Origin of the sequence: Phytohabitans rumicis (genome assembly GCF_011764445.1) — a bacterium.
In the GTDB taxonomy this organism is placed as follows: Bacteria; Actinomycetota; Actinomycetes; order Mycobacteriales; family Micromonosporaceae; genus Phytohabitans; species Phytohabitans rumicis.
Map to the genome: position 1 here is coordinate 1,617,997 of NZ_BLPG01000001.1, position 19,089 is coordinate 1,637,085.

19 protein-coding genes and 2 pseudogenes are annotated in these 19,089 nt (G+C 68.1%); 8 read left to right on the forward strand and 13 right to left on the reverse strand.

Annotation, left to right across the window (positions count from 1 at the left end; translation table 11 throughout):
* Window positions 1-15: 15 nt before the first annotated feature.
* The 7 genes from Prum_RS55720 to Prum_RS06610 all read right to left on the reverse strand — a co-directional run bounded on the left by Prum_RS55720 (window position 16) and on the right by Prum_RS06610 (window position 3,710).
* A complete protein-coding gene (locus Prum_RS55720) occupies window positions 16-249 on the reverse strand; it encodes a sugar phosphate isomerase family (RefSeq protein WP_443094358.1) in 234 nt (77 codons plus the stop codon).
* Window positions 213-653, reverse strand: coding sequence for a CoA-transferase (locus Prum_RS54965; protein ID WP_443094359.1), 441 nt, complete (start codon window positions 651-653; stop codon window positions 213-215). Before Prum_RS54965 ends, Prum_RS55720 begins: the two co-directional genes overlap by 37 nt.
* A complete protein-coding gene (locus tag Prum_RS06595; protein WP_173074814.1) occupies window positions 650-1,345 on the reverse strand; it encodes a 3-oxoacid CoA-transferase subunit A in 696 nt (231 codons plus the stop codon). The genes Prum_RS54965 and Prum_RS06595 overlap by 4 nt, the downstream gene beginning before the upstream one ends.
* Window positions 1,342-1,884: a thiolase family protein gene (locus tag Prum_RS54425; RefSeq protein WP_308785426.1), complete on the reverse strand. Its 543-nt coding sequence runs from the start codon at window positions 1,882-1,884 to the stop codon at window positions 1,342-1,344. Before Prum_RS54425 ends, Prum_RS06595 begins: the two co-directional genes overlap by 4 nt.
* Complete coding sequence (locus Prum_RS54430; RefSeq protein WP_308785339.1) at window positions 1,767-2,546, reverse strand: thiolase family protein; 780 nt, start codon at window positions 2,544-2,546, stop codon at window positions 1,767-1,769. Before Prum_RS54430 ends, Prum_RS54425 begins: the two co-directional genes overlap by 118 nt.
* 6 nt (window positions 2,547-2,552) lie before the next feature.
* The gene (locus Prum_RS06605) at window positions 2,553-2,975 is read right to left on the reverse strand and encodes a GlcG/HbpS family heme-binding protein (protein WP_173074816.1); all 423 of its coding nucleotides are present in this window, start codon (window positions 2,973-2,975) and stop codon (window positions 2,553-2,555) included.
* 93 nt (window positions 2,976-3,068) lie between these two features.
* On the reverse strand, window positions 3,069-3,710 hold the full coding sequence (locus Prum_RS06610) for a TetR/AcrR family transcriptional regulator (RefSeq protein WP_173074818.1): 642 nt from the start codon (window positions 3,708-3,710) through the stop codon (window positions 3,069-3,071).
* A 284-nt stretch (window positions 3,711-3,994) separates the two neighbouring features.
* Between Prum_RS06610 and Prum_RS06615 the strand changes: the two genes are divergently transcribed.
* From Prum_RS06615 to Prum_RS53625, 7 genes and pseudogenes are all read left to right on the forward strand, one after another.
* Entirely contained in the window at window positions 3,995-5,290 is a 1,296-nt protein-coding gene (locus Prum_RS06615; protein ID WP_173074820.1) for a Rieske 2Fe-2S domain-containing protein, read from the forward strand.
* Window positions 5,291-5,299: 9 nt separating this feature from the next.
* The gene (locus tag Prum_RS06620) at window positions 5,300-6,262 is read left to right on the forward strand and encodes a PDR/VanB family oxidoreductase (RefSeq protein WP_173074822.1); all 963 of its coding nucleotides are present in this window, start codon (window positions 5,300-5,302) and stop codon (window positions 6,260-6,262) included.
* A complete protein-coding gene (locus Prum_RS06625; protein ID WP_173074824.1) occupies window positions 6,259-6,663 on the forward strand; it encodes a nuclear transport factor 2 family protein in 405 nt (134 codons plus the stop codon). Before Prum_RS06620 ends, Prum_RS06625 begins: the two co-directional genes overlap by 4 nt.
* A gap of 113 nt (window positions 6,664-6,776) precedes the next feature.
* Window positions 6,777-8,248 (forward strand): annotated as a pseudogene (locus Prum_RS06630) (aldehyde dehydrogenase).
* A 40-nt stretch (window positions 8,249-8,288) separates the two neighbouring features.
* Window positions 8,289-8,885 carry a nuclear transport factor 2 family protein gene (locus Prum_RS06635; RefSeq protein ID WP_173074826.1) on the forward strand — a complete coding sequence of 199 codons (597 nt, stop codon included), beginning with the start codon at window positions 8,289-8,291 and terminating at the stop codon, window positions 8,883-8,885.
* 2 nt (window positions 8,886-8,887) lie between these two features.
* Window positions 8,888-9,955, forward strand: a complete 1,068-nt coding sequence (locus Prum_RS06640) for a maleylacetate reductase (protein ID WP_173074828.1) — start codon at window positions 8,888-8,890, stop codon at window positions 9,953-9,955.
* An 11-nt stretch (window positions 9,956-9,966) separates the two neighbouring features.
* A complete protein-coding gene (locus Prum_RS53625) occupies window positions 9,967-11,127 on the forward strand; it encodes a hydroxyquinol 1,2-dioxygenase (RefSeq protein WP_281368853.1) in 1,161 nt (386 codons plus the stop codon).
* On the opposite strand, the pseudogene Prum_RS06650 reads toward Prum_RS53625, so the two are convergent.
* A pseudogene (locus Prum_RS06650) lies at window positions 11,070-12,620 on the reverse strand (thiamine pyrophosphate-binding protein); the annotation flags it as partial. The gene Prum_RS53625 and the pseudogene Prum_RS06650 overlap by 58 nt on opposite strands.
* Before the next feature lie 15 nt (window positions 12,621-12,635).
* On the reverse strand, window positions 12,636-13,856 hold the full coding sequence (locus Prum_RS06655) for an FAD-dependent monooxygenase (protein ID WP_218577108.1): 1,221 nt from the start codon (window positions 13,854-13,856) through the stop codon (window positions 12,636-12,638).
* A gap of 127 nt (window positions 13,857-13,983) precedes the next feature.
* Between Prum_RS06655 and Prum_RS06660 the strand changes: the two genes are divergently transcribed.
* The gene (locus tag Prum_RS06660) at window positions 13,984-14,712 is read left to right on the forward strand and encodes an IclR family transcriptional regulator (RefSeq protein WP_218577109.1); all 729 of its coding nucleotides are present in this window, start codon (window positions 13,984-13,986) and stop codon (window positions 14,710-14,712) included.
* A 174-nt stretch (window positions 14,713-14,886) separates the two neighbouring features.
* Here Prum_RS06660 and Prum_RS49295 read toward each other — a convergent pair whose 3' ends face one another.
* From Prum_RS49295 to Prum_RS06680, 4 genes are all read right to left on the reverse strand, one after another.
* Complete coding sequence (locus Prum_RS49295) at window positions 14,887-15,132, reverse strand: hypothetical protein (RefSeq protein ID WP_218577110.1); 246 nt, start codon at window positions 15,130-15,132, stop codon at window positions 14,887-14,889.
* A 24-nt stretch (window positions 15,133-15,156) separates the two neighbouring features.
* On the reverse strand, window positions 15,157-16,866 hold the full coding sequence (locus Prum_RS06670; RefSeq protein ID WP_173074834.1) for an MFS transporter: 1,710 nt from the start codon (window positions 16,864-16,866) through the stop codon (window positions 15,157-15,159).
* A gap of 239 nt (window positions 16,867-17,105) precedes the next feature.
* The gene (locus Prum_RS06675) at window positions 17,106-18,173 is read right to left on the reverse strand and encodes a lipocalin-like domain-containing protein (protein WP_173074836.1); all 1,068 of its coding nucleotides are present in this window, start codon (window positions 18,171-18,173) and stop codon (window positions 17,106-17,108) included.
* A 34-nt stretch (window positions 18,174-18,207) separates the two neighbouring features.
* Window positions 18,208-19,083: an ABC transporter substrate-binding protein gene (locus Prum_RS06680; RefSeq protein WP_308785340.1), complete on the reverse strand. Its 876-nt coding sequence runs from the start codon at window positions 19,081-19,083 to the stop codon at window positions 18,208-18,210.
* Between the last annotated feature and the right edge of the window lie 6 nt (window positions 19,084-19,089).

Sequence of the window (19,089 nt, forward strand, 5' to 3'; positions counted from 1 at the left end):
GCACCGCTCACGTAGTTACAGCGTGATGCCGAGTCGCTCCGCGAGCTCGTGGGCGCTGACGCCGTACGTCTCGCGGATCCGTACGCCGTTGGGCCCGACGTCGAAGACGCCGCAGTCCGTGTAGACGCGGCTGACGCAGCCGACGCCGGTGAGCGGGTAGGTGCACTGCGGCACGAGTTTCGGCTCACCGGCGCGGGTGAAGAGCGCCATCATCACGTAGACGTCCTTGGCGCCGATGGCGAGGTCCATGGCGCCGCCGACGGCAGGAATGTCGTCGGGTTTACCGGTGTGCCAGTTGGCGAGGTCGCCGTTGAAGGCAACCTGATATGCCCGAGTACGCAGACGTCGAGGTGCCCACCGCGCATCATTGCGAAGGAGTCGGCGTGGTGGAAGTACGCCGCCCCCGGCAACTCGGTCACCGGGACCTTGCCGGCGTTGGTCAGATCGGGGTCGACCGCGTCGTCCTCGGCCTTCGGACCCATGTTGAGCATGCCGTTCTCGGTGTGCAGCACGACCCCGGAGTCGGCCGGCAGGTGGTCGGCGACTTTGGTGGGCTGGCCGATGCCGAGGTTGACGAAGGCACCGGCCGGGATGTCGCGTGCGATGACGGCGGCGAGCTCGTCCATCGAGCGCTTACGGTCGGCGGTGGTCATCGTGCCCCCTGCACGGTGTAGTGACGGGCCTCCACCTGGACGACCCAGTCGACGTAAATAGACGGGGTCACGACGGCCTCGGGGTCGAGCATCCCGGCCTCGACGACCGCTTCGACCTGAACGACGGTCGTCGTCGCGGCCGTGGCCATGACCGGTCCGAAGTTGCGGGCGGTCTTTCGATAGATGAGGTTGCCCATCGCATCCGCGACGTGCGCGGCGATCAGCGCGTAGTCACCCTTGATGGGATACTCCAGCAGGTACTTCCGACCATCGATCTCACGCTCCTCCTTGCCCTCGGCCAGCGGCGTGCCGACCGCGGTCGGGCAGTAGAACGCACCGATACCGGCACCAGCCGCGCGCATCCGCTCGGCGAGGTTGCCCTGCGGCACCACCTCAAGCTCGATCTTCCCCTCTCGATAGAGTCGGTCGAAGATCCAGGAGTCGACCTGGCGCGGAAAGGAGCAGATCACCTTGCGCGCCCGGCCGGCAGCCAGCAACGCGGCCAGCCCGACGTCGCCGTTGCCGGCGTTGTTGGACACGATCGTGAGGTCCTTCGCACCCTGCCGGATCAACGCGTCGATCAGATGGAACGGCATCCCGGCCAAGCCGAAGCCACCAACGAGGATGGTGGAGCCATCCTCAATTCCGGCGACCGCCGCATCGGCGCTCTCGACGATCTTCGCCCTGCTCACTGGGCCGGCTCCGTAGCGTCGCAGTTCTCGAGTACGACGGCCAGCCCTTGACCGACCCCGATGCAGATCGCGGCGACGCCGTAGCGCTGCTTTGTCTCGCGCAGCACCTTGGCCAGCGTGGCGAGGATGCGACCGCCCGACGCGCCCAGCGGGTGCCCGATCGCGATGGCGCCGCCCTTCTGGTTGACGATGTCTGGGTCGACCTTCCACGCGTCGAGGCAGGCGAGTGACTGCACAGCGAAGGCCTCGTTGAGCTCGACCGCGCCCACCTGCTGCCAGCCGATCCCGGCCCGGACCAACGCACGGTTGGCGGCCTCGACCGGGGCGTAGCCGAATGCCTGCGGCTTCAGCGCCATCACGCCGCGGCCGGCGATGCGGGCGATCGGGTTGGCCCCGATCGTAGCCGCGGCCCTCGCGCTGCCTAGCAGCACCGCGGAGGCACCATCGTTGAGCGGGCTGGCATTGCCCGCGGTGATGGTGCCCCATGCTCTGGTGTACGGAAGACCGGCTTGAGCCCGGCCAGCACCTCCGGCGTGGATCCGGCCCGGATGCTTTCGTCGCGGGTCAGGTCGACGCCTTCGACCGGCGTCACCAGTTCGTCGTAGAAGCCCGACTCCCACGCCTTGTGGGCGAGTTGGTGGGAGCGCGCGGCGAACTCGTCCTGCCGCTCGCGAGAGATCCCGAAGCGCTCCTGGAGTTGCTCGTTGGCCTCGCCGAGGCTGACCGTCCACTCCTTCGGCATCCGCGGGTTGACCAGCCTCCAGCCGAGCGTGGTGGATACCGCGGTGACGTCGCCGGCCGGGTACGGCTTCGCCGACTTAGGCAGCACCCACGGCGCACGCGTCATGGACTCGACTCCGCCGGTCAACACGACCTCGGCATCGCCGGACTCGATCATCCGGCTAGCCATCATCGCCGCGTCGAGGCTCGAGCCGCAGAGCCGGTTGACCGTGGTGCCTGGCACGCTCACCGGAAGCCTGGCCAGCAGCGCCCCCATGCGGCCGACGTTGCGGTTCTCCTCGCCGGCGCCGTTGGCGTTGCCCCACACCACGTCGTCGATCGCGGCGTGGTCGAGGCCCGGCACGTGGGCGAGCGTCGAGGTGATCGCGGCAGCAGCCAGGTCGTCAGGGCGGACCCCGGCCAACGCACCGTTGAAGCGGCCGAACGGCGTCCGCGTCGCGGCGTACAGGAAAGCGCTCATTGGGATCTAGGCAACGATCTCCGCGACCGCATCGCGCGCCTGATTCGCGATGCGGTCGTCGGTGACGTCGTCCGCCCCGCCCACGCCGATGGCGCCGATGACTTCCCCATCGGCGGTCACGATCGGCACGCCGCCGGCGACCGGCAGGAGGTTGGCATCGACCAGGTGGGGAGGCGCCACCCGCATCTGGGGCGACGCGGCGAAGGCCGCGAACTTTGCCGTTGGGACACCGCTCACGGCCGAGGTGTATGCCTTGCGTCGCGCGGTCTCCACGCCGAGAGGGCCGACGCCGTCGTCACTGAGAAGGATCTTGGTGACGCCACTTCGGTTGACCACGACAGCGCACACCTTGTGCCCCTCGGCCCTTGCTGCTTGCAGAGCGGCGAGCGCGGCGCCGTGCGCGATCTCGTAGCTGAGCGGCTCTCGCATGGAGCGGTTCCTTCCCTTCACGCTAGGAGCCCGCTCAGTATGTCGCGTCGCGGCGTAGATGTGAAGCGGAACTTACATTCGCATCACCGAGGCTCACCGCGCTGGCGTGCCGAGGAGGTACAGGCAGGCGACGCCCACGAGCTCGTCGGTGAGTCGGCGCCACGACAGAGGCCGCTTGGACTCGAATCGTTCGCCGTGCAGCACGCGGTTCATACAGGCCGCGTACACCAAGCGATAGGCGACATCCAGGCGCAACTCCGGCTCTGGATCGTCGATCATCGGCACGATCGGCTCCAGGAACTGCCGGAATACGTGACCGGCATCGACGCTGGCCTCGGACCCGACCCGAGCCACCGCGGGATCGGTGGTGGCCGCGGTGACGAAGACCCGCATCAGGCGCTCGTGCGCGTGAAACGTCCCGGTAATCCCGGCGACCGCCGAGGCGACCAGCCCGGTCGGATCTGCGCGCAACGGCTTGAAGCGGCGAATGATGTCAGCGCGAAACTTGTCGATCATGTCGTGCTGCAAGGCCGCGGTCAGGCGATCCTTGTCGCCGAACCTCCGGTAGACGCTGCCCACCGAGACGCCCGCCCGAGAAGCGACGGCGGCGATGGTGAGCCCCTCGGTGCCGCCCTCTTCAAGCAAGGCCGTACCGGCCTCCAGGATCCGCTGCTGGGTTACCCGGCTGCGCGCCTGCTGCGCCGGCGGCAGATCGAGCGACGTTTCGGTACTCACGGCCTCAGCGTAGAGGCAGACCGGCGCCTTTGGCCGCCAGCGTCCGCTCCGGCAGCCCCGTCTCGGCGCTGCTCAGCCGACGACGCGGGGCCGAGGACGGCCCGGTCAGGGCGTCCCGTGCCAGCCAACGAACGCCTGGAAGTGACCCTTGACACGCCACGAAGCAAAATGCGAATGTGAATTCCGCATTTCATTTGAGCGCATGACCGGCCCTCGCGGGTGACCGTTTCGCAGCACCTGCCCACGCCGCCGGCTGTGCGCCAGGCTGCCCGGGAGACAGAACGATGACCACCACTTCAGAGGTCGACACCGGCACGGGCTACGGCCGCCCGAAACCCTCATACAACGCCCGCCTGCGCGAGGTCGGGCCCGGTACACCCATGGGCGAGGCGCTGCGTCGCTACTGGCACCCGATCGCCAGCTCGGAAGCGCTCATCGCCGGTGCCCTGCCGCAGAAGACCCGCGTGCTCGGCGAGGACCTGGTCGTCTTCCGGGACGGCAACGGCAGGCCCGGTGTCGTGATCGAGCGCTGCGCCCACCGCGGGGCCAGCCTCTACTACGGCCGCGTCGAGGACGACGGCATCCGCTGCTGCTACCACGGATGGAAGTTCGACGTCCAAGGCCACTGCATCGAGCAGGCGTGCGAGCCGGGGTTGGGGCGCAAGCGCGACGCCGCCCGCCAGCCGTGGTACCCGGCCGCGGAGCGGTACGGCCTGGTCTTCGTCTACATGGGCCCGCCCGCGCTCAAGCCCGAGCTGCCCCGCTACGACGCGCTGGAGAACCCCGCGGAGGACGAAAGGTACTTCGCGAGCTGGCCTGTCCCCCACGCCGCGGTCACCGGCATGCCGGCGGACTTCAGCTGGCTCAACATCTACGAGAACTCCGCCGACCCCACGCACGTCACCTGGCTGCACTCCACGCACAGCGGGTACCAGATGATGGGCACCGGCACCTTCGGCTACCCCGAGAACTTCTTCGACCCGGCCACCATCGCCGAGCGCTTGACGTACGAGCGCACCGACCACGGCCTGAAGTACACCCAGCGATTCGAGGTCGAGGACGAGGCCGGCGAGGTCACCGAGTACGGCTTCGCGGTCGAGCAGCAGCTACCCAACGTCTTCGGCCTGCCGGACTACGTGAAGGTGACTCCCGATGGGCGACCGGACCAGTTGCTGTGGGTCGTACCCTCCGACGACACCAGCCACCGGCTCTTCTTCTCGATCCGCACGAACGATCCCGAGCGAATGGTCCGCTTCGTGATCGGCATTACGCAGAACGGCAAGCAGAACTTCGAGCTGACCGACGAGGAGCGCCACCGGTTCCCCGGTGATGCGGAGGCTCAAGGCTCGCAGGGAGCGATCACCCTGGACTCCGAGGAGACCTTGGCCACCGGCGACCGCGGCGTGGTCATGTTGCGTCGCATGCTTCTCGCGATGGCCGACGACGTCGAGGCCGGGCGCGACCCGATCAACATCATCCGTGATCCGTCGGAGGTCCACCACACGCAGTCGGGTCTGTTCACCATCGGCAAGCGGCGGGCCGTCGACAGCGCTGACGCCGCGGCCACCGCTGGAGTCTGAGCAGGAACGATGGGCACCGAGTGGCTCGACACCATCGTGGACGCCCGGTACGACGCGACTGCCCGGATCGTGGTGCTCGACCTGGTCAGTCCCGACGAGGTCGAGCTGCCGGAGTTCGCCGCCGGCGCCCACGTCGACGTGCTGGTGGACGGCGCCGCCGGTCTGGTCCGCCAGTACTCCCTGTGCGGGCCGCCGCACGAGCGCACCCGATATCGGCTGGCAGTGCTGGCCGAGACGGCGTCGCGCGGCGGCTCGCTGGGCATGCATCGACTCCGCAAGGGCGACCGGCTGCGGATCTCCCTCCCGCGGAACAGGTTCGGACTCTCGCACGAGGCACGTCGCCATCTGCTGGTGGCCGGCGGTATCGGCATCACTCCCCTGCTGGCGATGGCGCACGCGCTCGAAGCCAGCGGCGCGGAGTACGAGTTGCACTACTGCGCTCGAAGCCGGGCAGACTCAGCGTTCCTGACCGAGTTGGAGCACAACCCGCACATTCGGCTCCACTTCGATGATGGCCCCGACGAGCAGCGGTTCCGCACTGCCACCGACATCGGCCCGCCCGACCCCGAGACGGCGATCTACGTCTGTGGCCCCGGCGGCTTCATGGACTTCGTGATCTCCGCCGCGCTCGAAGCGGGTTGGCGCGCCGAAGCGATCCACAAGGAGCGCTTCACGCCCGTGCAGGACGCCACCCCAAAGGCTGCCGGCGGGACTTTCACCGTGCGGCTTGCCAAGACCGGCGGCGAGTACGAGATCAAGGAAGGCGAGAGCATCCTCGACGTCCTGCTCGCCAACGACGTGGACGCCCCCTACTCGTGCCAGCAGGGAATCTGCGGTGAGTGCATCGTGCGCGTACTCGCCGGAGAGCCGGACCACCGCGACGACATCCTGACCGATCGTGAGCGCGCCGACGGCATGTTCACCCCGTGCTCATCGCGAGCACACTCACCGATTCTGGAGCTCGACCTATGACAACCGCGACGACCGCGACCACCACGACCGTCCAGGCGATCGAGCAGGCAGAGGCAGCCTGGCTCGTGGCTCTCACCGAGGGCGAAGAAGCGATGACCGCCCTCATGCTGGAGGACAGCCACGTCGTCCATGGCCCGGTCGGAAAGATCGACGGCCGGGAGAGCTTCGCCCATTTCGCGTCGACCCGCCGCCGCACCGTTTTCGCCAAGGCCGAGGAGCTCGGCATCACCGTGCGGGGCAATACCGCGATCACCACGTGCCTCCAGGAGATGCACATCGTCTTCGACGAGACCCTGCCGCCGTTCCCGATCCAAGAGGCAGTGACTCGGGTCTGGGAGCAGACCGCGGAGGGCTGGCGCTTGGCGCACATGCACCAGGCCAAGCGCATGCCGCCGGGCTGACACCGCTGTCCGATCAATGAACAACGGGGTTCAAGGCTTGACGCCGGCCACAGAGAGTTCGACACAACTGGGTTCGTGCGGCGATCGCCGCCGTCGTGGAGGTAAGGCGACACATGTCAGTTACTGAGACCGAGGTCCGGACCTGCGACCTCCTCATCGCAGGCGAGCACGTCGCGGCCAAGGACGGCCGCTACTTCGAGACGACCGAGGCCCTGACCGGCGAACCGATCGCGCGGGTCGCGGCAGCCTCCGTCGACGATGTCAACCTTGCCGTGGACGCCGCGGCGGCTGCCCTTGCGCAGTGGTCGAGCCTTCCGCCGGCTGCACGGCGGTCGGTGCTGGAGCGTGCGGCCGTCCTGCTCGGCGAACGCACCGGCGAGATAGTCGCCACGATGAGCCGCGAGATGGGTGCCACGCTCCCCTGGTGCGGCTTCAACGTGCACGTCGCGAAGGGCATGCTCGTCGAGGCGGCAGCCCAGGCGTACGCGGCCGTCGGCGAGGTCATCCCGTCGGACGTGCCCGGCCTGACCGCCCTCGGCGTGCGCCAGCCGGTCGGCGTTGTCGTCGGCATCGCACCGTGGAACGCACCGCTGATCCTCGGCGTGCGCGCCGTCGTGTGGCCGCTGGTGTGGGGCAACACCGTGGTGCTGAAGTCATCCGAGCAGACGCCACTCACCCAGGCCGCCATCGTCCAGGTGCTGCACGATGCGGGCGTGCCCGCCGGAGCGGTCAACCTCATCAGCAACGCGCCCGAAGACGGTCCGAGCGTCGTCGAGGCGCTGATCGCCCACCCGGCCGTGACTCGTGTGAACTTCACCGGATCGAGCCGGGTCGGCCGTATCGTCGGCGAACTCGGCGGTCGCTACCTGACCCGGGTGGTCCTCGAGCTCGGCGGCAAGGCGCCTCTCCTGGTCCTTCCCGACGCGGACCTGGAGGAGGCCGCCGCCGCGGCCAGCTTCGGCGCCTTCATGAACCAGGGCGAGATCTGCATGTCGACCGAGCGCGTCATCGTCGACAGCGCTGTCGCCGACGATCTCTCCTCCCGCCTGGCCGAGCGTGCCGCCAAGCTTGTCGTCGGCCCCCGAGCGATCCCACCTCTCAGATCGGTCCGCTGGTCCACGCCCGCGCCCGCGACCACGTGATGGCGCTCATCGAGGACGCCCGTGACAAGGGTGCGCAGATCCTGACCGGTGGCACGGCCGACGGCCTGTTCGTGAAGCCCACCGTGCTGCGCGGTGTCACGCCGGACATGCGCATCTACGGCGAGGAGTCCTTCGGACCGGTCGTCTCGATCATCGAGGTGGACTCCACCGACGAAGCCGTCGCGGTCGCCAACGACACCGAGTACGGGCTCTCCGCCGCGGTCTTCGGCAGGGATGCGGCCGCCGCGCTCGACGTGGCCCGCCGCATCAAGTCCGGCATCTGCCACATCAACGGCGCCACCGTGCACGACGAGCCCCAGATGCCCTTCGGCGGCGTCGGCGCCAGCGGCTGGGGCCGATTCGGCTCCCGCGCCGCGCTGGAAGAGTTCACCGAGCTGCGCTGGATCACCATCCAGTCCGGATCCCGCCACTACCCCATCTGATGATGCGGCGACTGTCGAAGACCAGATCGGAGATCGCACGATGTCGCAGGCCGACGACGACCGCCACGAGATCCGGCAGCTCATCGAGGACTGGGCGCTGTGGCGCGATGCCGGGCAGTGGAGCCGCTTCGCCACGGTCTGGCATCCGCGCGACGGCTCGATGAGCGCCACCTGGTTCCACGGAAGCGCCACCGACTTCATCAAGGCCAGCCGTGAAGGCTTCGAGAACGGAGTCAGCATCCTCCACTTCCTGGGCGGCCACGCCGCGGACATCGCCGGCGACCGAGCCATCGCCCAGACGAAAATGACTATCAACCAGCGCGCGAGCATCGACGGCGTCGAGGTCGATGTCGTCTGCACCGGCCGCTTCTACGACTTCCTCTCCCGCCACGAGGGGCGCTGGACGATCGTGCGCCGGCAGCCGATCTACGAGAAGGACCGGCTCGACGTCGTCGACCCCGCTGCCACACTGACGTTGGATCCGGAACTCCTGGGTCGGTTTCCGACCGGATATCGCCACTTGGCCTACCTGCAGACCAAGGCGGGTTTTACGGTGCGGGAAGGGCTTCCCGGCCTCACCGGCGGGGCGGTCGAGCAACTCTATGCCGACGGCGCGCAATGGCTGGCTGGAGGATGACGATGAGGTTCACTCACGAGACCCTTCCCCAGCGGGTGGTGTTCGCGGCCGGGGCGTCGCCCGCCGCCGTGGCTGCCGAGGTCCAGGCGCTCGGCGGTTCCAAGGTCATACTGATCGCGTCGGACCGCGAGAAGGAGTTGGCCGACCCCATCGCCAAGCAGATCCCCGTCGTGCTGCGTCACGAGGAGGTCGTGATGCACGTGCCGGTCGAGGTCGCGCGACGAGCCCGTCATGCGGCGGCCGGCGCGGGCGCGGACATCCTGGTCAGCGTCGGCGGCGGCTCGACCACGGGGCTGGCCAAGGCGGTGGCGATGACCACCGGGCTGCCGATCGTCGCGGTACCCACCACCTACGCCGGCTCCGAGGCGACCAACGTGTGGGGCCTGACCGAGGGCGAGACCAAGACCACCGGCATGGACAACAAGGTGCTGCCCGCGTCAGTCGTGTACGACGCCAGTCTGCTGACCACGCTGCCCGGTGAGATGACCGTGGCCAGCGGCCTGAACGCGATGGCGCACTGCGTGGACTCGATGTGGGGGCCACGGACCGACCCGATCGACCGGGCGCTGGCGCACGAGGCCATCCGCGCACTGGCGGCCGGCCTGCCGGCGGTGGCCGACGACTCGACGAGCGTCGAGGGCATCGAGCAGACGCTGTACGGCGCCTACCTCGCCGCTGTCGCGTTCGCCTCGGCCGGCTCCGGGATGCATCACAAGATCTGCCACGTCCTCGGCGGCATGTTCAACCTCCCGCACGCACAGACCCACGCGGTCGTGCTGCCTTACGTGCTGGCCTTCAACGCCTCGCACGCCCCCGAGGCGGAGGCGCGTATCGCCCAGGCATTCGGCGCGGTGTTCGGCACCCAGACGGCCAGCGCCGGCCTGGCCGCCCTGCGCCAGGTGCTGGACGCGCCGAGGGCGCTGCGCGACTACGGCATGCCGAAGGTCGGCATTGCCAAGGCGCTCGGGCCGATCATGACGGCGATCCCGGCCAACAACCCCAGCCCCGTCACCGAGGAGAACCTGACCGCGCTGCTGGAGGCGGCGTGGGCCGGCGACCCGATCAGCTGAAGGAGCCCGTCATGGCTACCTACGTCAACCCCGGCGCGGCCGAGGCGGGTGTCCACGGCACGATCTACCGCGAGGTGTCGCCGCAGCAGCAGGCAGTCGAGCAGCGGCTCGTCGACAACGTCGTGGCCTCCTTCGACGCCTGCGCCGACCCGCGCCTGAAGGAGCTCATGGTCTGCCTGGTCAAGCACTTGCACTCCTTCATCCGCGAGGTCCGGCTGACCGAGAAGGAGTGGGGGGCGGCGATCGACTTCCTCACCAAGGCCGGCCACATCACCGACGACGTCCGGCAGGAGTTCATCCTGCTGTCCGACACCCTCGGCGCGAGCATGCAGACGATCAACGTGAGCAACCAGGCATACCAGGGCGCCACCGAGGCGACCGTCTTCGGGCCGTTCTTCGTCGAGGATTCCCCGCAGATCGAGTTCGGCGGTGACGTGGCCTTCGGTGCCCCCGGCGAGCCTTGCTGGGTCGAGGGGACCGTCACCGACACCGACGGCAACCCGCTCGGTGGCGCCCGAATCGAGGTCTGGGAGGCTGACGAGGACGGGCTCTACGACGTGCAGTACGACGCTGATAAGCGCGCCGGCCGCGGCCATCTCTTCTCCGCGGCCGACGGCAGCTACCGCTTCTGGGGCCTCACTCCGACGCCGTACCCCATCCCCAACGACGGACCCGTCGGCAAGATGCTCGACGCGGTCGGCCGCTCACCACTGCGCGCCAGCCACCTGCACTTCATGGTGTCCCACGAGGGGGCGCGCACGCTGGTGACCCACATCTTCCCGGAGGGCGACCCGATCGGCCGCAAGGACACCGTCTTCGGCGTGAAGGACTCACTAATCAAACGGTTCGAGCGGCAGCCCGCCGGCACGCCAACGCCCGACGGACGCGTCATCGACCGCACGTGGAGCCGGGTGCGCTTCGACATCGTCCTCGCCCCGCGGGCGTGTGACTGCGCCTGCCGCAGCGGTGCTCATGCATCGATCTCGATGCCGCCGAACGGACCTCCGCCCATCAGGACACGCTCCTCCGGAGGAACGGGCGCCAGGCTCACTCGCACGTCGATACACGTCGGTCGCCGGGCCGCGAGGGCGGCCTCGATCGCCGGGCGAAGCTGGTCCAGTTCCGTGACGTCGACGCCGTCCGCACCGAGAGCTCGTGCCACGCCGCTGTAGGAGCCATTCTCCAGGCGGTTGTTGGTGACGCGATCCCGTCCGAAGAGCCACTCCTGCGTGTGCAAGGTGGCGCCCCAGGCTCGGTTATTGAGGACGATCACAACGACCGGAAGTCCCGCCCGGACGAGGGAGTCGAACTCGGCGAGGCTGTAGCCGACAGCGCCGTCGCCGGTGACGAGGATCGTCGCCTTGTCGGGGGCCGCGTACTGCGCTCCCAGAGCCACGCCAAAGTTGCTGCCCATCGAACTGAGGTAGCCGTGCCCGAGGTAGTGGGCCAGCGGCGCGAGCGCGATGGTCTCGGACAGCCACAGCTCTGTCAGAGCGCCGTCGACGACCACGGTGGCCCTGTCGGGGACGCACTCAGCAATCGTGCGGACCGCGAGGTACGGGTGGATCGCGTCCTCATCCTTCTCCGCCTCGGTGGCGAGTGCGGACCGCCGGGCGGCCGAGACGTCCCGTAGGCTCCTCCGCCAGTCGTCACGCCCTGAGGGCACGGGGCTGTCGCCTAGGCGCTCGTTCAGGAGGCCGATCGTGCCGACCGGGTCGGCCTGGATGCCGAACTCGACATCCTGCAGACGGCCGAGCTCACGGCCGTCGGGGTCGATCTGGAGTATCCGCGCGCTCTTCGGGAGCAGTCGGCCTGTGCCGAACTGGGTGGCCAATCCGAAGCGCAGCCCGAGCAGAAGGACAACGTCGGGCCGCTCGTCCTCCGGAACGGTGGCCAGGGTCTGGACGAGACCGACGTGCTGCTCGGAGCCGACGATCGCCCCGAGGCCCTCATAGTCGGAGAAGAGAGGCACTCCGGTGCGCGCGGCGAACTCATGCAACTGTGCCCGTGCCTCGGCGGTGACGAACGACTTGCCGACCAGCGCGATCGGCCGCTGGGCAGCGCTGAGCGCCTCGAGGATCTGATCGACGCCACGGGCGGGGGCGATGCCGGTGCCGTCGATCTCGAGGCGGTAGTCCTCGACCTCGTCGACGTCGACCGGCTGGCGAAGGACGTCCCAGGGAATGTCGAGCAGCACCGGGCCCTTGGGCTCGGACTGTGCGATGCGGATCGCCTGGGCGAGCAGGCGAGGGATCAGCTCGGCACGGGTAATGCGGTGCGCGAACTTGGTCACCGGGGCTGCCATGGCGATCTGGTCGAACCCGGCCTGCTGGTCGTTGACCTGGTCCATCTCCAGTGGACCGGAGCCCGCGATATACAGCACCGCGGTCCGGTCCAGATAGGCGTTGGCGACCGAGGTCAAGACGTTGGTGAAGCCGCCACCGGCCGTGACGACGGCGACACCCAGATTTCCGGTGACCCGCGCATAGCCCTCGGCCGCGTGGCCGGCGTTCATCTCGTGACGCACGTCGACGATCCGAAGCTTGGCGTCCACGGCATCCTGGAAGATGCCGTCGACGTGTGCTCCGTTCAGGCCGAAGGCCACGTCGACTCCAGCTCGCCGCAGTGTTCGCACGACGAGCCCACTACCGGTCGCGGCAACCATTCGCTGCACCGCCTCCTAAGAATGTTCGATGGATGGCTCATTGCCTGACGCTGCGACAGCGACCTCGGGGTCGTACTCGTAGATCCAGCCGTTCGCTTCGAGCGGGTCGGCCTTCGAGTACGCCAGGTCGCGCGCCTGCTGCTCAGGGCCGTCGGGAAGGTGGTTGATGTGAGACCTTCCGTGCGACACCTGCTGCAGGCGTGCCGTGCGGGGTCGACGCAGCTGTTCGTAGCGCCTCAGCGCCGCGACCGGGTTGTCCCGGTCCGCTGCGAGGCAGAGGGCCAAGACAGCACCGTCCTCGATCGCCTGAGCAGCGCCTTGGGCGAAGAACGGGAACATCGGGTGGGCTGCGTCACCCAGCAGGGTCGCGTTTGCACGGTTCCAGCGGTCGAGGGGCTCGCGGTCGAGCAGCGCCCAGCGCCCTGGCGTGTCGGCAGCCCGGATCAGCTCCACCAGACGCGGATCCCAACCGGCGAACTCGTCGAGCAGTTCCTCGACCGTCGCGGTGGCCGTCCACGACTCGACGCTGTTGGCCCCAGCAGGTGCGAAGGCCACCAGGTTGACGTACATCTCGCCGGAGACCGGGTAATGCACGAGGTGGTGGTCGGGGCCGATCCAGAGGGTCTGGGCGCGCCGCTTGGCGAAGTCGGGTGCCTTCTCCGCCGGCACAAGAGCCCGGAAGGCGCAGATGCCTGACTCCCCGGCGTGAGTCGGCCCGACGATGGCGGTACGCACTCGTGAGTGGACTCCGTCTGCGCCGATGAGGATGTCCGGGCGAACCGTCTCGCCATCCTGGAACTGAAGAACCGCCTGGTCGTCTTCGAACTCGACCGAAACGCAGCGCTTGCCGAGGTGGATCGAGTGCTCGGGGACAGCTGACCTCAAGGCGTCCAGCAGGTCGGCGCGGTGGGCGGTGTAGGTGTGCTCGCCGTACAGGCGCATGCACTCCTCCTCCAAGCTCTCGGCGGAGAGGACGGCGCCGTTGTCCCAGCGCCGGAACTCCCAACCGATCTCCATCTGGACCGCGCGCTCGATGAACCGATCCAGCACGCCGAGGCGTCGGAGAAGGCGGGCGGCATTGGGCGCGATCACCAGGCCGGCACCCACCTCAGTCAGGGCGTCCGCCTGCTCGTACACGTCACTGTCCAAGCCCTTGGCCCGAAGGAACGCCGCGGCAGCCAGGCCCCCGATGCCGCCACCGAGGATCGCGAACTTAGGGCCGTCTTCCGTACTCATCATGCTCTTGTACCCCCGGCAAACCGTTGTAAGGGCCACTTCATCCATCCAACGAACATTGAAGTTAGAGTGAGCCATGCCTCGCGCGAACGAGCCAGGACGCTCCGTCAGCTCCCGACTGTGGGATTTGCTGTTTGCCTTCGACCCCAACCACACCGAGCTGAGCCTCGCTGATCTGGTCCGACGTACTGGCATGCCGCACGCCACCGCCAGGCGCCTCACGCTCGAACTTGTCGAGGCCGGCGCGCTGGAACGCACCAGCGACAACCGGTTCGTGATCGGCTTGCCGCTGTGGCGTCTCGGCACTCTCGCACCGCGCGCCGAGACGCTTCGTAGCGCCGCGCAGCCGTTTGTGGAGGACCTATACACGGCACTTCGCCAGCATGTGCAGCTGGCCGTCCTCCAGGGCGACCGAGCCGTGATCATCGAACGACTGTCAGCGGTCAACGCCGTTGGTCTGAGGTCGCAGATCGGCGGCCATCTGCCTTTGCATTGCTCAGGTATCGGCAAGGTGCTGCTGAGCCACAGCAGCCCCGCCTTCATCGATGAGGTGTTGGCGGGAGGGCTGCAGCGCTTCACCCCCAAGACGATCGTGGACCCGGCCGAACTGCGTCGCGAACTGGCGTCCTGTCGCGCGACCGGAACGGTGGTCGTCAAGGAAGAGTTGAGCGAAGGGGCCGAGTCGGTCGCGACGCGCATCATCGATGGCCGCGGCAACGTCGTCGCGGCCCTGTCTGTTGTGGTAGCTGCGGGCTCGATCGAACTGCAGGCGGCCGTTCCCTCGCTGGTCGCGAGCGGACTGGGATTGTCCAGGCGTCTCGGCTGGAGGCCCGGCATTCCCATTCGCACCTCGTAACCCTTGGCGGGGCGAGGAAACCGGCGCGTCATGCCGGCGGTTGCCGCCGGGACAGCTGCATGTGCCCGAGGCGCCATCCCTCGTCGGTCGAGAACCACAACCGTGTGGCCACCGCCTGAACCAGAAACGGCGGCAGGTCAGGCGAGCGCCGAACGCGCATTTTCTGAAAGCACGTCACGATAGCCCGTCCCCTCGCTCCAGACACGTCACCGCACTGGTCTCGGCCTCCACGATGGGTCCCATTGATGCGTCGTAACTGAGGAAGCGCTCGCGGTCATGGACGTTCCCGACCGGGCCGTGAACGACCACACAGTCGGGGAGCATGAGTTCACGCCGCTCCTCGCTGCCCTTTGTGATCGCGACGAGCCAGGCCGCCTCCGCCTGAGCGACCGTGTCCGGCACGCGGACGTCGGTGGTCATCGTTGGACTCCTTTCCGGGTGCGGTCAGCCGTTGAGGGTGTGCGGGTCGTCGTCGAGATGGGCCTCGGCTACACCGCCGCGCCCACCCGCGAGAGTGAGTGCCGCCGCCACGAGAGCAGCCACGCCGCCGATCACGTACGCGGTGGAGTAACTGTGGCTGAGAGCGTCGAAAGCGACGTCCTTAAGTGGGTTGAAGGGCATGACCTGACCATCCGGCAGTGGGATGCTGGCCGGCACCGAGTTGGCGCCGAGCGGGCCCGAGGCTACGGCGTGAACCGCCGCCTCGAGCTGCGGTCTCTGATCCGCGGGAGCGTTGGCCGCAGAGGCATTGAAAGCCGCATAAGCGTTGCTCAGCTCGGGATTGCCGGCCATGTTGCGGGCGATCTCCTTGGCGGCTTGGCCAAGCGCGACAGCACCGATGATCGCGGGGGCGAGGGCGAACCCGAGGTCCCGGATCGTGCTCGTGACACCGCTTGCCATGCCGGCGAGGTGGTTGGGCAACGTGTTGACCGCGACCGCGCTGATAGCGGAGATGGCCAGCGCCGAGCCGACGCCGACGAGGACTAAGGGCACCACGATGGCGCCCAGCGCCCGATTGCTCGCCGGAACGCTGGCGAACCACAGCCCACCAGTGCCGATGAGGGTCAGGCCGGCGAAGAGAACCCACCGGGGGTTGTAGCGTTCAAGCAGCTTCGAGGTAAGCGGCAGCTGCACGAGGCCAATGCCTCCGAAGAACAGGTAGGCGACGGAGCTCCGCAGCGGGCTGAATCCCTGGATGGCCGTGAGGCGGATACTGGTGGAGTACATGATCGCGAGGAAGGCGAACATACCGATCAGGGTGACCACCGAGTTCATGGCGAACGCCCGGTTCTTGAACACGCTCAGGAGCAGGAGCGGCTCGGCCGCACGCCTCTCGGCGAAGACGAACAGCACGAGCAAGACGGCCGCGACGATGAACGCGATGACGATCTGCGGGCTCCCCCAGCCACTCTCGGGGCCCTGGATCACGGCATACAACAGAGCGAACAGGCCGAGCGCGGCGGTGATTTGACCCGGCCAGTCGATGGATCGGCCCGCGGGCGAGGCGGAGTTCTGGGCGAGGATCAGCGACACGACGACGCTCACCGCGGCGATGACAAGGACACCGATGTAGGCCCAGCGCCAGTTCGCATTACCCGCCCATCCGCTTTGCATCTTGCCGGCGACGCCCGCCAGCAGCGGCCCAAGGAAGCCGCCGACGGAGAGCGCAGTGGCCCAGATCGCCACGCCACGCGCGCGGGTGGCGATGGTGTGCGTGCCGGCCGCCACCATCGCGAGGCTCGTCGGAAAGACGGCCGCAGCCCCGACGCCGTTGAGGAGTTGGGCGAGGATCAGCAACCCCACCCGGGTGTTGGTCGAGGATCCTTCACCTGGCACCAGGATCGCGAGAGCCGAGCCCACCACAATGAGCGCGGCGCCCCCCATGAGGAGGCGCTTGCGACCGAACAGGTCACCGAACACGCCGAAGCCCAGGCCCAACGCGGCGACGGGAAGCATGAAGATGTCGAGAATCCACGTCAGCTGGGCCGAGGACGGCGCGAGATCCTGCTGGATCAGCCCCGTGATAAGCGAGGGGACGGAAAGGGCCATCTGTGCAAGGCAGACGGCGAGAACCACCGCCGCCAGAGTGCCGGCTCTCAGGGTGTATCTCCCACCGGCGCCACTTGCCGCACTGGATGAATCGATCTGGACCATGGACGACTCCTTGCGCGCAAGCGCTGCTATCGGACCGGCGTCCGCCGACGGACCTTGCTAATGAAGGACGCCCGGCGTGCTGGCTGAACCGCCGAGCAGCGACAAGTTAGGTTGTGGCTCCCGTCACGCTCAACGGGCATGTTCATTGGATGAACAGGCCACCGCTCAGCAGTCACCGCGAACGGCCATCCCTCGCATAAGGGATGGCCGTCAGGGCTGGTGGGATCGGACTCGGGCGGCTACTGCAAGCTGTTGGTGACTTCGACGTAGCTGGAGCCGGTGGCGCGTCGGCCGTCATATGTCCCGGCGACGGTGGCGCTGGCTTCGAGCACGGATCCGAGTTCCTGGTTGTTGGCTGTCGCGGTGACCTTGAGCGTGGTGCGGAGGCCAGGGATGGTGACGGTCCAGCGGGTGGGGTAGGTCTTGTGGGTGGCCGGGCTGGTCCAGGTGCCGGAGAGGTCGGGTGTGATGGTGGCCTCGGTGACGGTTTGGGTACCGTTAGGCGCGAGGGCGGTCACCCACGTGTTCGTCGTGGTGCTGGTGGTCTTCCATAGGCTCATCCTGGTCCCGTCGGACAGGCTCAGTCCCATCCAGGTCCAGCCGGTCTGTCCCGTGCCCAAGGCAGGTAGAGGGCCCCACTGGCGGTCCAGCCAGGACTGGCCGTGCAGTTTCTGTGTGCGTCCGTTGAGGGTGAGGGTGCCTGAGGTGTCGATGGTGGGCAGGGCGTACTCGTAGTTCGGGTATCTGGCATCGGCGAACATCGGGAAGTAGCCGGTGCCCATGTTGTAGAGGACCGGTCCGCGCGGGCGGAGCGTCACGTCGATCTGTCCCTCGGGAACCGTGGCGTGCAGGGTCATTTTGGTCGTGTCGCCGGTCCAGGTGATGTTCTGGGTACGGATGTCCACCCCCGGAGCATGGGAAAGGCCCACTCGCGCGGGAAGGTTGAGCACCGACTGGGTGTACCACCCGGTGGTCTCATCCGTGATCGACACCTTCGAAGTGGAGGCCCCGCGTGCCGCGTCCCCGAGAGCCACGTAGTGCGCCACGAATGCGTAGCGGTGTCCGCCGGCGGTGACGTGGGCGGTGAGATACCAGGACTCGTTGCTCCGGTCGGGGTTGGCGGTGAGGTCTGCTTCCGCGTCGACGAGAACGGGAAGGTTGGTCTGGCTCAACCCGTGCCCGGTGGCGCCGCTCGAGGTGGTGGGTGCGTTCGTTGGGGTGGCCGTCGCGGGCCCCGGCGCGATGACCGCGGACACGGTGATGACCGCCGCCAGGGCGGCGGCGCCGCCCTTGAATGCCCTGTGCATGGATGGCTCCTCGTCGCTGGATTTGGATGTGGGTTCAGGTCCAAGACCCGGGCTCAGCTGCCGGGGTGTAGTCCGAGCCAGCCGGGTGTGGGTGCCCCCTGGACTTCGCCGAAGTAAAGGGCGAAGGTCTGCTTCCAACGTTCGACTTCGGCGCGGTCGGCCATGAAGCGGGGAAGCCGTCGAGGTGGGCGTTGGGGTATTGCCAGATCGGCTTGAGGCCGCCGGCGGGGGTGACGTCGGTGCGGACGGACCAGCCGTCGAAAGCGGCCTGTTGTACGGGCGTGGACAGCTGCCAGTTGAGGTAGAGCTTGGCGGCGGCGGGGTGCTTGGCGCCGGCGAGGATCGCCGCACGATGTCCCCAGGCCATGAACGGGTGGCGGTCCGGTGCGACCCAGCGCACGCCGGGTACCAGGGGTCCGGTCAGCGAGCCAAAGCCGCCGATACCGATCAACTTCTGTTTGCTGGCGACCGCGACGACCGGGGTCGGGGTGCCCCGGCCGAACTGTACGTTCTGCGCGGCGAGCCGGCGCACCCACTCCCAGCCGTACGCCTGCGTGTACAGCTTGTACAGGTACAGCACGGCGTCGTCGTCGTGCGGGTAGGACGACGCGATCGCGCCCTTCCAACGCGGGTCGACCAGGTCACGCGGTGAGGCGGGTCCCCCGGCGCCGAGGCTGTCGTCGTACATGTAGCTGAATGCGACGACCGACGTGGCGATCCAGGCGCCGTCCGGGTCCCTGAAGGCCGGGTACAGCTTGGCGAACCCGGCCGGCTTGTACGGGCGCAGCACCCCCAGGCTCTTCCAGCGGGTGAAGTCCTGCAGCGTCTGCAACTGCACCACGTCCGGCACCAGAGTGCCGGTGGCGAGCTGGTTGTCGACGCGAACGTCGTGGTACTTGCTGTAGTCCACGACCAG